12 protein-coding genes are annotated in these 14,132 nt (G+C 71.3%); 3 read left to right on the forward strand and 9 right to left on the reverse strand.

Annotation, left to right across the window (positions count from 1 at the left end; all coding sequences use genetic code 11):
* Positions 1 to 52: 52 nt before the first annotated feature.
* Positions 53 to 532 (forward strand): inorganic pyrophosphatase, encoded by a 480-nt coding sequence (locus tag GEV07_18380; GenBank protein MQA04591.1) that lies wholly within the window; start codon positions 53 to 55, stop codon positions 530 to 532.
* Positions 533 to 534: 2 nt separating this feature from the next.
* Here GEV07_18380 and GEV07_18385 read toward each other — a convergent pair whose 3' ends face one another.
* Positions 535 to 1,803, reverse strand: a complete 1,269-nt coding sequence (locus tag GEV07_18385) for a hypothetical protein (GenBank protein MQA04592.1) — start codon at positions 1,801 to 1,803, stop codon at positions 535 to 537.
* A 266-nt stretch (positions 1,804 to 2,069) separates the two neighbouring features.
* On the opposite strand from GEV07_18385, the gene GEV07_18390 reads away from it, so the two are divergent.
* Together GEV07_18390 and GEV07_18395 are read left to right on the forward strand one after the other, a co-directional pair.
* A complete protein-coding gene (locus GEV07_18390; GenBank protein ID MQA04593.1) occupies positions 2,070 to 3,491 on the forward strand; it encodes a 3' terminal RNA ribose 2'-O-methyltransferase Hen1 in 1,422 nt (473 codons plus the stop codon).
* A complete protein-coding gene (locus GEV07_18395; GenBank protein ID MQA04594.1) occupies positions 3,491 to 6,079 on the forward strand; it encodes a polynucleotide kinase-phosphatase in 2,589 nt (862 codons plus the stop codon). The genes GEV07_18390 and GEV07_18395 overlap by 1 nt, the downstream gene beginning before the upstream one ends.
* A 13-nt stretch (positions 6,080 to 6,092) precedes the next feature.
* On the opposite strand, the gene GEV07_18400 is transcribed toward GEV07_18395, so the two are convergent.
* From GEV07_18400 to GEV07_18435, 8 genes are all read right to left on the reverse strand, one after another.
* Positions 6,093 to 6,419: an antibiotic biosynthesis monooxygenase gene (locus tag GEV07_18400; GenBank protein MQA04595.1), complete on the reverse strand. Its 327-nt coding sequence runs from the start codon at positions 6,417 to 6,419 to the stop codon at positions 6,093 to 6,095.
* 32 nt (positions 6,420 to 6,451) lie between these two features.
* Positions 6,452 to 8,992 (reverse strand): pyruvate, phosphate dikinase, encoded by a 2,541-nt coding sequence (locus GEV07_18405; protein MQA04596.1) that lies wholly within the window; start codon positions 8,990 to 8,992, stop codon positions 6,452 to 6,454.
* Entirely contained in the window at positions 8,989 to 9,543 is a 555-nt protein-coding gene (locus GEV07_18410; protein ID MQA04597.1) for a hypothetical protein, read from the reverse strand. Before GEV07_18410 ends, GEV07_18405 begins: the two co-directional genes overlap by 4 nt.
* Positions 9,544 to 9,822: 279 nt before the next feature.
* Positions 9,823 to 10,770, reverse strand: a complete 948-nt coding sequence (locus GEV07_18415) for a D-2-hydroxyacid dehydrogenase family protein (protein ID MQA04598.1) — start codon at positions 10,768 to 10,770, stop codon at positions 9,823 to 9,825.
* Positions 10,771 to 10,806: 36 nt separating this feature from the next.
* Positions 10,807 to 11,655 carry a GNAT family N-acetyltransferase gene (locus tag GEV07_18420; GenBank protein ID MQA04599.1) on the reverse strand — a complete coding sequence of 283 codons (849 nt, stop codon included), beginning with the start codon at positions 11,653 to 11,655 and terminating at the stop codon, positions 10,807 to 10,809.
* A 6-nt stretch (positions 11,656 to 11,661) separates the two neighbouring features.
* Positions 11,662 to 12,099 (reverse strand): VOC family protein, encoded by a 438-nt coding sequence (locus GEV07_18425; GenBank protein MQA04600.1) that lies wholly within the window; start codon positions 12,097 to 12,099, stop codon positions 11,662 to 11,664.
* A 25-nt stretch (positions 12,100 to 12,124) separates the two neighbouring features.
* Positions 12,125 to 12,517 (reverse strand): hypothetical protein, encoded by a 393-nt coding sequence (locus tag GEV07_18430; GenBank protein ID MQA04601.1) that lies wholly within the window; start codon positions 12,515 to 12,517, stop codon positions 12,125 to 12,127.
* Between the two features lie 88 nt (positions 12,518 to 12,605).
* The gene (locus GEV07_18435) at positions 12,606 to 14,120 is read right to left on the reverse strand and encodes an AMP-binding protein (GenBank protein ID MQA04602.1); all 1,515 of its coding nucleotides are present in this window, start codon (positions 14,118 to 14,120) and stop codon (positions 12,606 to 12,608) included.
* Positions 14,121 to 14,132: the final 12 nt, after the last annotated feature.

Below are 14,132 nucleotides of genomic sequence, written 5' to 3' on the forward strand. Positions count from 1 at the left end.
TGCACCGCCAGGAGAGACTAGCCTCCGACGATCGAGCGGGAGGAGGCGCCGCGTGGACTTCGACGTACTCGTGGAGATACCGAAGGGGCAGCGGAACAAGTACGAGGTCGATCACGAGTCCGGGCGGATCCGTCTCGACCGGACGCTGTTCACCGCCACCCAGTACCCGGCCGACTACGGCTACATCGAGCACACCCTCGGCCAGGACGGCGACCCGCTCGACGCCCTCGTCCTGCTCCCCGAACCCACCTTCCCCGGCTGCCTGATCAAGTGCCGGGCGATCGGGATGTTCCGGATGCGCGACGAGAAGGGCCGCGACGACAAGGTGCTCTGCGTGCCCGCGGACGACCCGCGGCACGACGCGCTGCGCGACATCGAGGACGTGCCCGAGTACCACCGGCTGGAGATCCAGCACTTCTTCGAGGTGTACAAGGACCTGGAGCCGGCGAAGTCGGTCGAAGGCGCCACCTGGGTCGACCGAGCCGCCGCCGAGGCCGAGATCGAGGCGTCGGTCGCCCGCGCCAAGAACTGACGCTACGGCCGGCCGGCCCCGATGAGGTCGCTGCGGTAGATGCTGGAGATCCGTACGTACGCACCGGTGTACGGCGCCTCGACCATCTTCCCGTTGCCGATGTACATGCCGACGTGGTGGATGGTGGACGGGTCGTTCGTGTTGTCCGCGTAGAACACCAGGTCGCCCAACCGTAGGTTCGACAGCGAGACGCGGCTGGTCTGGTCCCACTGCGCGACGCTGTAGTGCGGCAGGCTCACGCCCCCGCGCTGCCACGCACGCATGGTCAGGCCGGAGCAGTCGAACGTGTCCGGGCCGTCGGCGGCCCACTCGTACGGCTTGCCGATCTGCGCCTTCGCGTACTGCACGGCGGCTACTCCACCGGTGGCGTTGCCGACGGACTGTGCGCCGACGTTGCTACCGCCGTTGTCGCGCGGCTTGCTCGGCTTCTCCTGCTGCGCAGCCTGCGCCGCCTGGGCTCGCTCCCTGGCCTCCCGCGCGCGCTTGCGTGCCTCCGCGGCTGCCTTGGCCGCCGCGATCCGGCGGGCCTCGGCGATGCCGTCGCGGCGCTCCGCGGCAAGGTTGCGCGCGTCCTGTGCGTCCTCGTCGGCGCGCTCGGCGAGCTTGCTCTGCAGTGACGCCACCCGGTCGAGCACGGACTGCTGTGTGGCCAGCTTGGCCTGCGCCGCGCGCTTGGTCGCGGCGACCCGCTTGGTCTCCGCGCGCTGCTTGGCGAGCGCGTGCTTGGTCTGCTTGCGGACGATATTCTGCACGACCTTCGCCGCCGCCAGCCGGTCGTAGGCACCGCCGCGCTGCTCACTGAGCACGCTCAGCATGCTGGCGCCGTCGGCGACGCCGGCCGGGTCCTCCGAGCCGAACAGCGACACGTACTCGGCCGTGCCACTGCCGGCGTACGCCCTGCTGGCCACCGACGCCACGTCGCCGCGGGCCTTCTCCACTGCGGTCGCCGTCTGCTTCGAGCGCGCCTTCGCCTTCGTGTAGGTCTTCTTCGCCTTGCTGAGCTTGTAGACGGCGCCGTTGTACGCCTCCACGGCGATGGCGACCTCGGTGTCGAGGCGGTCGAGGGTGGCCTGCGCAGCAGCGAGCTTCTTCCGCATGTTCGCGGCGGCCGCGGCGCTGTCGTCCGCGTCGTCGCGCGCTTTGGACACGTCGTCCTTGCCCGGATACTTCGGCGCCGCGGTAGCCGGGAGGGCGAGCGACACCAGCAATGCAGTGGAAACCCCGAGAGCGGTCAACAGCCGCGCGATGTGGGTACGCCCCCGTCCTCGCACCGGCGATTTCCCAGCCACGACAACCCCCTCGAGCCAGCTGACACGTCAGATCGAACAGCTACGCCGGTCGGCGCCGCGAAAAGGAGATTAGCAATATTGTGTACCAATGAAAACACTAGCCACATCAACAACATGAATTACAACTGTGTCTTTTGTAATCACCAACACCAGCGGCCACAAATTACACAGCTGAAACTCCTGAAAATCACACGCGTGAAATTCCCCCCGACAGCCATCGGCGCCCGCCGATCGGAAAGAATCGCCGGGTGCTGCTCACCATCACCTCGACCGCACCGCCGGCCACTGACCTGGGCTATCTGCTGCACAAGCACCCGGATCGCAGCCAGACGGCGCAGGTGTCCGCGGGTGCGGCGCACGTGTTCTACCCGCAGGCGGACGAGCACCGCTGCACCGCCGCGCTGCTCCTCGAGGTCGACCCGGTGCGGCTGGTGCGCTCGCGCGCGAAGACCGTGCGCGGCAGCTTCAGCCTCGGGCACTACGTGAACGACCGGCCGTACGCCGCGTCGTCGCTGCTCGCCGTGGCCATGAGCACGGTGTTCCGCACGGCCATGCGCGGCCGCTGCGACGCGCGGCCGGAGCTCGCGCAGTCGCCGCTGCCGCTCGAGGTGACCATCCCCGTCCTGCCCTGCCGCGGCGGCGCGGCGCTCGCGGTCGACCTGTTCGGCCCGCTCCGCTGGCAGGTGGACGCCACCGCGATCCCGCTCGACGAGACGGTGCCCGACTGGGGCGACTCGCCGTACGTGCACCTGACCTTGCGGGGCACCGTGCGGCTCGCGGACGCGCTGAACCAGCTGTACGTCCTGCTGCCCGTACTCGACGACGCGAAGCACTACTGGGTGACCACCGACGAGGTGGACAAGCTGATCCGCGCGGGCACCGGCTGGTTGGGCAGCCATCCCAAGCACGAGCTCATCGCGCACCGCTACCTCGCGCACCAGCGCCATCTCACGCACGACGCCGTCGCCCGGCTCACGGAGATCGACGACGCGGCCGCGCCGGTGGCCGAGGAGACCGCGACCGTCACCGAGACGACCGCCGGTCGGGCGCTCGCGCAGCAGCGCGTCGACGCCGTGCTCGGCGCGCTGGCCGAGGAGGGCGGCGCGAGCGTCGTCGACCTCGGTTGCGGCGAGGGCCGGCTGCTCGGTCCGCTGCTCGCCGACACCTCCTTCACGGAGGTCGCCGGCGCTGATGTCTCCGCCCGCGCGCTGGCCCAGGCGGAGAAGCGGTTGCACGTCGACCGGATGAGCGACCACAAGCGAGAGCGGCTGAAGCTGCTACGGACCGCGCTCACGTACCACGACGCCCGGTTGCGTGGCTACGACGCCGCCGTGCTGATGGAGGTGATCGAGCACGTCGACCCGGCGCGGCTGCCCGCGCTCGCGGACAACGTGTTCGGCGACGCACGGCCGACGTCGGTCGTGGTCACCACGCCGAACGCCGAGCACAACGTGCGGTTCCCCGACCTGCCGGCCGGCGCGATGCGGCATCCGGACCACAGGTTCGAGTGGACCCGCGAGGCGTTCGGCCAGTGGGCGAAGGACGTCGCGGAGACCTACGGCTACCGGGTGCGGTTCCTGCCGGTGGGCGAGGACGACCCCGAGGTCGGCCCGCCGACGCAGCTCGCAGCGTTCCGACGTAACGACTCCCCGGTGAGGGGTGACGCCTGATGACCGGCACGCCCAGGGAGCTCCCCGTCCCTGCCACCTGCCTGATCGTGCTCGTCGGCATCTCCGGCTCGGGCAAGTCGACGTTCGCGCAGCGCAACTTCCTGCCGACCCAGGTGGTGTCGAGCGACTTCTGCCGCGGCCTGGTCAGCGACGACGAGAACGACCAGTCGGCGAGCGCGGACGCGTTCGACGTCATGCACTACATCGTCGGCAAGCGGCTGGCGGCGTTCCGCACCACGGTCGTGGACGCCACGAACGTGCAGCCGTTCGCCCGCAAGCAACTGGTGGAGCTGGCCAGGGAGCACGACGTGCTGCCGGTGGCGATCGTGCTGAACCCGCCGGTGCAGGTGTGCCTGGAACGCAACGCAGGCCGCAGCGACAGGAACTTCGGGCAGCGGGTGCTGCACCGGCAGCACTCCGACCTGCGCGGCTCGCTGCGCAAGCTGGAGCGCGAAGGTTTCAGGCACGTCCACGTGCTCGACTCGGTCGACGACGTCGACTCGGCCACCGTCACGTACACGCGACTGCGCAGCGACCTGACACACCTGCACGGGCCGTTCGACGTCATCGGCGACGTGCACGGCTGCCTGGGCGAGCTGCGCACCCTGCTGACTGAGCTCGGCTACCAGCTGCGGCACGACGACGAGGACCGGCTCGTCGGTGCGCACCACCCGGACGGCCGCACGGCGGCGTTCGTCGGCGACCTGGTCGACCGCGGCCCGGACAGCCCCGGCGTGCTGCGGTTGGTGATGGGGATGGTCGCCGACGGCGACGCGCTCTGCGTACCCGGCAACCACGAGCAGAAGCTCGTGCGCAAGCTCGCCGGCCGCAAGGTGACGGTGGGGCACGGCCTCGCCGAGACACTGGAGCAGCTGGACCGTGAGCCGCCGGAGTTCCGCGAACAGGTCAGGCAGTTCTGCGACGGGCTGGTCGCACACCTGGTGCTCGACGACGGCAACCTGGTGGTGGCACACGCCGGGCTGAAGGAGAAGTACCACAACCGTACGTCCGGCCGGGTGCGCTCGTTCGCGCTCTACGGCGACACCACGGGCGAGACCGACGAGTACGGCCTGCCGGTGCGGCTGCCGTGGGCGAAGGAGTACCGCGGCAAGGCGATGGTGCTCTACGGGCACACGCCGATGCCCGAACCCGAGTGGGTCAACAACACCATGTGCCTGGACACCGGTTGCGCGTTCGGCGGCCGCCTCACGGCCATGCGCTACCCGGAGAAGCAGCTGGTGTCGGTACCGGCGGAGCGGGTCTGGTACGAGCCGGCGAAGCCGTTCCCGCCGAACGACTCGCTCACGCCCGCGGACGGCGGCGCGCGTATCGAGTCGCCGGTGCTCGACCTGAACGACGTCACCACCGGCGGGGTGCAGACCGCGTACCAGGGCCACATCGCTGTACGCGAGGGCAACGCGGCGGCGGCGCTCGAGCTGATGAGCAGGTTCGCCATCGACCCGCGGCTGCTGCTCTACCTGCCGCCGACGATGGCACCGTGCGCCACGTCCCGCGCGGAGGGGTTGCTCGAACACCCGGAGGAGGCGTTCACGGCGTACCGCGTGGACGGGCTGGCGACGGTGGTGTGCGAGGAGAAGCACATGGGCTCCCGCGCGGTGGCGTTGCTCTGCCGCGACGAGGCGACCGCAAGACACCGCTTCGGCGTGGACGGCGTCAACGGCGCGGTCTACACCCGCACCGGCCGCTCGTTCTTCGACCAGCACACCACCGCCGAGCTGGTGGACCGGCTGCGTGCCGCGGCGGACGACGCCGGGCTGTGGCGCGACCTGGACGCCGACTGGGTGCTGCTCGACGCCGAGCTGCTGCCGTGGTCGGCCAAGGCCGAGGGGCTGATCAAGGAGCGGTACGCACCCGTCGGCGCGGCCGCGCGGGTGGGCCTCGACGCCGCCGTCGCATCGCTGCGTGCGACGTCGGAGCGCGATGTCGAGGTCGGCGACCTGCTCGAGCGCACGGTCGCGCGGGTCGACGACACCGAGCGGTTCACCGCCGCGTACCGCAGGTACTGCTGGCCGACCGACGGGTTGTCCGGGGTGCGGTTTGCGCCGTTCCAGCTGCTCGCCGCCGGCAAGGGCCAGCAGGGCCTGACGTACCACAAGCACGCGCACCGCTGGCATCTCGCGCTGGCCGACCGGCTGGCCGAGTCCGCACCCGACCTGCTGCAGCCGACCAACCGGCTGCTCGTCGACCTGGCCGACGACGACTCGGTGGCTGCCGGCGCGGCCTGGTGGGAGGAGCTCACCGCGGCCGGCGGTGAGGGCATGGTCGTCAAGCCGGCGGACGGCTCGGTCGTCCGGTCGTCGACCGGGCGATTGGTGCAGCCGGGCGTGAAGTGCCGCGGCAGTGAGTACCTGCGCATGATCTACGGCCCGGAGTACACCGAGCCGGCCAACCTGGAGCGGCTGCGCAACCGCAACCTGGGACGCAAGCTGTCACTGGCGTTGCGCGAGCACGCACTCGGCCTCGAGGCACTCGACCGGGTAGCCCGCGGCGAACCGCTGTGGCGCGTACACGAGTGCGTCTTCGCCGTACTCGCGCTGGAGGCCGAACCGGTCGACCCGCGGCTGTAACACGTGCGGCGGGTCAGGACACCGTTCGCGGCGTGGCTTCGAGTACCACCTCGAACGCCAGCAGCGACGAGCCGTGGGCGACGGTGCCGCTGCCCTCGCGCGCCGACTTCGCGTGCCCGCGCTTGAACTCCTCGCTGTTCACCCAGGCCTGGAACGCCTCGTCGCTCTCCCAGCGGGTGCAGACGAAGTAGCGCGTCTCGCCTTCGACCGGCCGGAGCAGCTCGAACCCGAGGAACCCAGGCGCCGTCTCGATCTCACCCGCTCGCTCGGCGAACCGCCGCTCCAGCTCCTCGCCCTGGCCTTCCGCCACCTCGAGCGCGTTGATCTTCACGACCGCCATGCGTGCCCTCCCGTCGTCGGCTGGCCTTCAGCCTAACGAGCGGACAGGATCTCGACGGTGCCGCGTTCGCCGTCGACGCGGATCCGGTCGCCGTCGTCGACGCGCGCGGTGGCGTTGCCGCAGCCGACGACGGCGGGGATGCCGAGCTCGCGCGCGACGATGGCCGCGTGCGACAACGGCGCGCCGACGTCGGTGACCACGGCGGCCGCACGCGGGAACAGTGGCGTCCAGCCGATGTTCGTCACCGCCGTCACGAGGATCTCGCCGGCACCGAGTCGGTCGCCCTCGGCGACGTCCTTGATGAGCCTGGCCGTGCCCTCGACGACGCCGGCCGCGCCGGCGAACCCGGTGAGCGTATCGTCGGCGGGCGCCCCTGCCCCGTGCTCCTCGTAGCGGTCGACCCGCCGGTTCGGGTCGGCCGCCCAGCGCACCGGGTCGAAGCGGCCCCGGATCAGCGTCGGGTAGGGCGGCAGCAACCGGTACCTCTCGTACGTGGCACGCCGCCGCGGCACCGCAGCGAGCGCCGACTCGTCGCCGTCCAGCACGGCGAGGATCTCCTCCAGCGTCAGGAAGAACAGGTCGTCGCCGTGGCCGGTGAGCTCGCCGGCGCGCAGCACCCACGCGCGCAGCACCCAGAACGACCTGATCACCTCGGACCTGGTGTGCTCCCTGGACTGCGCGGCGTGCGCCCACCGCGCCACCTGCCTGCGCACCTTCGCGACCTTGCCCGGGTACAGCTGCTCGAGCCTGCGCCACGCTTCCTGTCTGGCGGCCTCCTGGTTGGCGAGCAGCTCCTCCGCGCCCACCGCGGCCTGCTCGAGCCCGGCGAGCTGTCCTGCCGGGTCCTCACCTGGACGCGGCTGCGAAACCTCGAACTCGTGCGCGCCGCGGTGCCCGTACCTGCGGACGAAGGTCTGCTCGTCGATCTCGCCGCGCGCGAGCCTGGCCAGGCCCAGCATCGGCCCCAGGCTGGCCAGGTCGCCTTCGCCCTGCCCGGAGAGGATGGCGGTCGCGTCCTTCTCCCCCACCAGCTTGCGTAGCGTCCGCGGCGCGGTGATCAGCGCCGTGACGCCCTGCCGTGCGCCGGCGGCCAGCATCGACGACGACTCGACGAGGTACAGCCCGACCTGCTCGTGCCAGAGCCGCACCAGCTCCGCCTGCTGGTCGGTCGCCGCGATCGCGGCCCGCAGGTCCTCCGCGCGGGCGGCGGCGGTCGCCATGTACTCGGGCATCCTGGCCTTGAACCCACGGATCTCGCGCAGCGTCCGCACGATGACAGGCAACAGCATCGCGAGGATGCGCAGCCGCGGCAGCGGGATCAGCGGGATGGCCAGGTCGGGCGGCAGCTTGCCGTAGACGGGCTCGGTCATCGCCCGGAACCGCTTCCTGGAGACCCCGACGACGCGCGACAGCGACGCGGCCATGCTCAGGTTCAGGTAGAACCTGCCGCCGATCCGGCCGTAGCCGCGATAGCCGGGCAGCGAGGTGGACGCCATCGCCTCGCTCATGAAGATCTGCACGAACGACCAGGTGGCCGGGGTCATCACGTCCGGGATCGCCTCGCCGAGGTTCCCGTTGCTCCACAGGTAGTCGCCGGCCAGGCTGTCGTTCCACTCGCCGGCGGCGACGTTGGTGATCGGCCGCGCCTGCACGACGTACAGCTGGTCGCCGGCAAGCGCCCACTCCACGTCCATCGGCTGCCCGTACAGCTGCTCGATCCGTATGCCGAGGCGGGCGAGCTGTGCGACCTGCTCCTCGGCGAGCACGGCCCGGTCGCGGAGCTCGGCCGGCACCGCCTCCTCCGCCGTGCCGGCCGCGGTGCGTACGGTACGCACGGTCTTCGCGCCGACCTGGTAGTCGAGTACGGCACCGGTGTCCTTGGCGACGGTGACCGTGTCAGGCGCCACCTGGCCGCCGACCACTGCCTCGCCGAGCCCCCAGCCCGCGTTGACCACCATCCGGTCGTCGGCGCCGGTGACCGGGTCGACGGTGAACAGGATGCCGGCGGCGTCGGCCGGCACCAGCTGCTGCACCACGACGGCGAGGCTCACCTCGTGCGCCGCGATGCCGTTGCGTGCGCGGTAACCGATCGCCCGCGCCGTCCACAGCGACGCCCAGCAGCGCCTGACGGCGTCGAGCACCGCGGCCTCGCCGCGGATGCTGAGGTAGCTGTCCTGCTGCCCGGCGAACGACATGTCGGGCAGGTCCTCCGCGGTGGCCGACGACCGCACCGCGACCACAACCTCCGGGCCGAGCTCCGCGTACGCCTTGCCGACGGCCCGCTCCACGGCCGCGGGCATGCCCGGCCCGTCGAACAGTGCGGCGATCCGTGCCGCCGCCGCCTCGAACGTGGCCGGGTCCGCGGTGTCGACCGCGGACGCGGCGTCGAGGATGCGGTCGCGCAACCCGCCGCCGGTGACGAACTCGTCGTACGCCGCCGTCATCACGTGGAACCCCACGGGCACCGGCAGGCCAGCGGCGGCCAGCCGCGACAGCGACGCGCCCTTACCGCCGACCACGGCCAGCTCGGCGGTGGGGTCGTCCAGCGGCAGGACGTAGCCGACCTCGGTCATCGACGCCTCCTCGCCGGTGTGCACACGGCGAGCGAGGACTGGTACTTCGCGTCGGACAGTGCGACCACCTGTTCCACGTACTCGCGGGTCGCCTGTTCGACCACCCGCTGCTCGGCCGCGGTCAGCCGGCGGCCGGGGTCGAGCGCGCGGCCGATCACGTCGGCGACCACGTCCGCAGGGTCCTCGACCATCCCCTGCCGGTCGTCCAGCAGGACCGGCTCGGCGAGCAGGAACCCGGTGATCGTCGCCATGATCAGGTTGACCTGCGCGCTGACGCTGAGGTCCGTACGTACCAGGCCGCGCGCGTGCAGCACCTCGAGGTACGTCACCAGCGTCGCCCGCGAAAGCACCTTGCTCTCGCTGACGCCTGCCTGGCGGAGCAGCTTGCCGATGACCTCGCGGTCGCGCAGCATGAACGCCTTCACCAGTGGCCGCTGCTCCAGCGCGACGAACAGCTGCCGGATCACGCCGGCGAGCGTGACGCCGTACGGGTCGCCGTCGACGCCGCGCTGCACTGCGGCCACCATGCTCACCCGCTCGTGCCTGAGCACTGCCGTGAACAGGTCCTCGCGCGTCTTCCAGTGCAGGTAGATGGTGCCCTTGGCGACACCGGCCGCGCGCGCGACGTCGTCGATCGTGGTCTTGTCGTAGCCCCAGCGCAGGATCAGCTCACCGGCTGCCGCCAGGATGCGCAGGGCGCGCTGGCCGGGTCCTCCCGCGGCGCCATAGTCCCGTCCTTCCGTTCGGCCGACGAATTGACCAAAAATGCTTATCTGGTCAATTCGTTCTATATGAACGTCGCCGAACGACAGTGCCGGTCAAGGTGTGGATCAGCTCAGCAGTCGCAACGGGGAGCCGTCGAGGAACGCGACGATGTCCTCCACCGCGTCGCCGTAGAAGATGCGGTACCCGGTGTCGGTGACGTACCCCAGGTGCGGCGAGAGCACCGTACGCGGCGTGGACCGCAGCGGGTGGTCGGCAGGCAGCGGCTCGACGTCGTACACGTCGACCGCGGCGCCGGCGATGCGCTCCTCGCGCAGCGCGGCGACGAGCGCGTCGGTGTCGACGATCGGCCCCCTGGACGTGTTCACCAGGTACGCCGTCGGCTTCATCCAGCCGAGCTCGGTGGCACCGACCAGGCCGGTGCTGCGCTCGCTCAGCTTGTAGTGCACGGTCACGACGTCCGCCTGCCGGAACAGCTCCTCCTTGCCGACCGGCGTCACGCCGGCGGCCGTGGCCTGCCCGGCGTCCAGATGCTGGCTCCACGCGATGACGTCCATCCCGAACGCCGCGCCGATCGCCGCGACCTGGCTACCGAGACGGCCGAGACCGACGACGCCCAGGCACCGGCCGTACAGGCCGAACCCCACGGTGGTCTGCCAGCCGCCGGCACGCATCCCGGCGTCCTCGGCCGGCACGGCACGCACGAGCGCGAGCACCAGGGCCCAGGTGTGCTCCACGGTGGCCGGCGCCGAGCCGCCGGTGCCGCAGACCGTCACGCCTTGCGCGGTGGCCGCTGCCACGTCGATCGACGCGTTCGCCATCCCCGTGGTCACCAGCAACCGCAACGCGGGCAGCCGTTGCAGCCGCTCCGCGGTGACCGGTGTGCGTTCGCGCATGGCGACGACGACGTCGAACGGCGCGAGCGCCTGGACCAGCTCGTCGGTGTCGGCCATGTGCTCGGCGAACACCGTCACCTCGGCGCGACCGTCGAGCACCGACCAGTCCGCCATGGTCAGCGCCACGTCCTGGTAGTCGTCGAGTACCGCGATCCGCATCTACATCGCCCGCTTCCCGCCTCGCCACCGGCGAGCCTACCGCTGCAGCGCGGGCCGCAGCAGGCACAGGTGCGGCCCGCTGACCGGGTCGTGCCACACCTCGCCGACGCCTTCGAAACCGAACCTCCGGTAGAAGCCGAGCACGCCCGTCCTGGCGTTGCACCACACCCTGGCGCCCACCCGGTCGACGTGGCCGAGTGCCGCGTCCACGACGGCCCGCGCGTGGCCGTTGCCGCGCGCGTCGGCCGCGGGCGCCATGCCGCGCAGCTGCCAGTAACCGTCCGCCTCGGCATCCCACGGCGGCGCAGCCGGCCGGACGTTCACCGTCGCAATCGGCCGCCCGCCCGGCTCGACCGCGGCGAAGAACCAGGTGTGCGGGTCGTCGTCGCCAGGCTTCACGACCGCCTCGGGCGGCAGGCCGGGACGCAGCACCTCGGAGCGCAGCGCGACGGTGTCGGCTGCAGGCACCCGGCGCACGACCGGGTGCGGCGCCGGCCGCAGCCGGCCCAGCCGCTCCAGCTCGGGGATCACGACGTCGCGGATCGCCGGTGCCAGCGTGCTGTCGGTGCGTTCCGGCCACCAGGACAGCTGCGCGATCTCCGCCGCCGCACGGGGGACGCCGGTGACGGTGGCGGCGAAGACGTGCATCTCGAGCTCCGCGTCCTCCAACGCCGCCGGCGCGTTCACCCGCAGCAGCGGCGTCGCCGTCGCGACGTGCACGCCGAGCTCCTCGTGCAGCTCGCGGGCCAGGGCCTGGCGATGGCTCTCGCCAGGCTCCGGCTTGCCGCCTGGCAGGTAGAACGTGGTGGGCGCGGCCTGCTTGCTCACCAGCAGCAGTCCCCGCCCGGTCAGGACCGCAGCCCCGACCACGAGCAACGGGCTCACCGTGGGCTACGCCGCGTCGCCGTCGAAGTCGGGCAGTACCAGTGCACCGTCGGCGGTGAGGGTGAAGCCCGGGTTGTACGCGACCTCCCAGGGATGCCCGTCCGGATCGGTGAACACCCCGGCGTAGCCGCCGTAGAACGTGATCGCGGCCGGCTTCGTGATCCGGCCGCCGGCGCGTTCTGCGGCGGTCAGCACCTGGTCGACCTCGTGCTGCGAGCGCACGTTGTGCGCCAGCGCGATGCCACCGAACCCGCCGCCCCTGGCCGGCAGACCGCAGTCTGCGGCGAGCTTGTCGGCGCCCCACAGCACGACCGCGCTGCCACCGGCCTGGAAGAAGACCGTCTCGTCGACCTGCTGACCGTCCCAGCCGAGCTGCTCGTAGAACTCGCGGGCACGCGGCAGATCCGCGACCCCGAGGGTGATCAGGCTGACCCGTTGCTCCATCGGTGCAACGTAACACCGAGGAACGTCAGAGGGCGGCCTTCGCGCACCACGCGCGGACGCCGCCGGTGTGCAGCAGCAAGCCGCCGCTGATCTGGAGCACCCCGGAAATGAGGTTGAGCACCGCCAACCACAGCACGACCGACGAGGTGTCGCTATCCGCAAACCACAGCGCCACGCCGATCACACCGCCGAGCAGGACCGCCAGACCGATGCCCAACCCGATCCGGCTGAGCGCCCAGCGCGGCACCTCTCGACCGACCCAGACGCCGAAGACCAGGGCGACGAACACAAGGGCCACCAACGCCGCGACGAGCACCGGTGGCCATGGCGTGGCATGCGTCGCCGACATGTGGAGGACGAAGGAAGCCGTCAGCACGACGGCGTTGGCCACGTAGAGGACCAGCGCGACGACGACCACGGTCGGGCGCTGCGCCGGTGCCTCGAGCGGGTCGGCCTCGGCCGGACGCACCCAGCCTTCCAGCCCGTCCCAGGCCATCGGCCTCCCTTCAGCCGTCGGTGAGCTTGCGGCGCAGGATCTTACCTACCGGGTTCTTCGGCACCTCGTCGATGGCGACGATCCGCTTCGGGCGCTTGTAGTCGGAGATACCGGAGTCGTTACGCAGCCACTGCTCGAGCCGCCCGATCGCGGCGTCGTCGTCGGAGCGGTCGCGGAAGACCACGAACGCGGTGACGGCCTGGCCCCACTTCTCGTCCGGCAGCCCGACGACCGCGCACTCGGCCACGTCCGCGGACCGGGTCAGCACGTCCTCGACCTCCACCGGATGCACGTTCTCGCCACCGGTGACGATCATGTCGTCGACCCGGCCGACGACCCACAGGTCGCCTTCCTCGTCGATGACACCGAGATCGCCGGTGTGGTACCAGCCGCCCCGCAACGACTTCTCGTCCGCATCCGGGCGGTGCCAGTACCCGGCGAACGCCTCGTCGGACGCCAGCGACGCGAGGATCTCCCCTGTGAGGCCAGGCGCGACGGACGACTCACCGTCGTCGACCGACGCCAGCCGCAGCCGGGAGAACATCCCCGGGCGTCCCGCGCTGCCCGGCTTCTCGCCTGCACGCTCCTCGATGGAGAACGTGTACACCTCGCTAGACCCGTAGTGGTTGACGAACACCTCGGGCCGCACGGTCTCGTTCAGCCGGGTCGCGAGCGTGGACGTCATCGCCGCGCCCGCGTACGCGAGCCGGCTCACCTTGCTCCCTGCCGTCGCCAGCTCGCCGGTGTCGTCGAGCGACCAGAACGCGGTGGGCACCAGGTAGAGGCTGGTGACCTGTTCCTGCGCGATCAGCTCGATACCGCGCGCGGGCGTGAACCGCGGTATCTCCACGAACGTGCCGCCGACCACGACGGTCGACAGCAGCGAGCGCAGCCCCATGGTGTGGTACATGGGCATCGCGCCGAGTGTCACCTCGGCGGACCTGGTGCCGGTCTGCATCACGTGTGCGACGGACGCGGAGAACTCGTTGCGCTGGGTGCGCGGCACGCCCTTCGGCCGGCCCGTGGTGCCGGACGTGTAGAGCATCACGCTGGCGTCCTCGTCGCCCACCGCGAGGTCGAGCGCACCGTCGGGCTGCTGCGCCACCACCGGCTCGTACCCGAGCGCACCCGCGGGCGCGTCGTCGCCTGCATGCCAGACGACGGCGCCTTCCGCGGCCGGCAGGATCTCACCCGCCAACGCAGCGGTGCTGTCGTCGGTGACCACGACGGTCGGCGTCGAGTCGCCGAGGCAGTACGACAGCTCGTTCGCCGCCAGCCGGATGTTCAACGGCGTCGACGTCGCGCCGAGCTTCTGGCACGCCAGGTGCGTCGACGCGAGCACCTCGGAGTTCGACAGCAGCAACGCCACCCGGCTGCCGCGGCGCACGCCGGCGTCCAGCAGCGCACGCGCGATCTGGTTGGTACGCGCGTCCCACTGCCGGTACGTCAGCCGCTGCGTGCCCGCGATGCCTACCCGCTCGGGGAACCGTTCCGCGGTCCAGCTCAACGCCCGGCCGATGTCCATCGCATCTCCTTC

It is taken from the genome of Streptosporangiales bacterium (genome assembly GCA_009379825.1).
Taxonomy (GTDB): Bacteria; Actinomycetota; Actinomycetes; order Streptosporangiales; family WHST01; genus WHST01.

Bases quoted from the DNA above. Each gene is read 5' to 3' on its own strand.
- GEV07_18415 (MQA04598.1), bottom strand. From the start codon at position 10,770: ATGCGGATCGCGGTACTCGACGACTACCAGGACGTGGCGCTGACCATG.
- GEV07_18400 (MQA04595.1), bottom strand. From the start codon at position 6,419: ATGGCGGTCGTGAAGATCAACGCGCTCGAGGTGGCGGAAGGCCAGGGC.
- GEV07_18425 (MQA04600.1), bottom strand. From the start codon at position 12,099: ATGGAGCAACGGGTCAGCCTGATCACCCTCGGGGTCGCGGATCTGCCG.
- GEV07_18405 (MQA04596.1), bottom strand. From the start codon at position 8,992: ATGACCGAGGTCGGCTACGTCCTGCCGCTGGACGACCCCACCGCCGAG.
- GEV07_18435 (MQA04602.1), bottom strand. From the start codon at position 14,120: ATGGACATCGGCCGGGCGTTGAGCTGGACCGCGGAACGGTTCCCCGAG.
- GEV07_18395 (MQA04594.1), top strand. From the start codon at position 3,491: ATGACCGGCACGCCCAGGGAGCTCCCCGTCCCTGCCACCTGCCTGATC.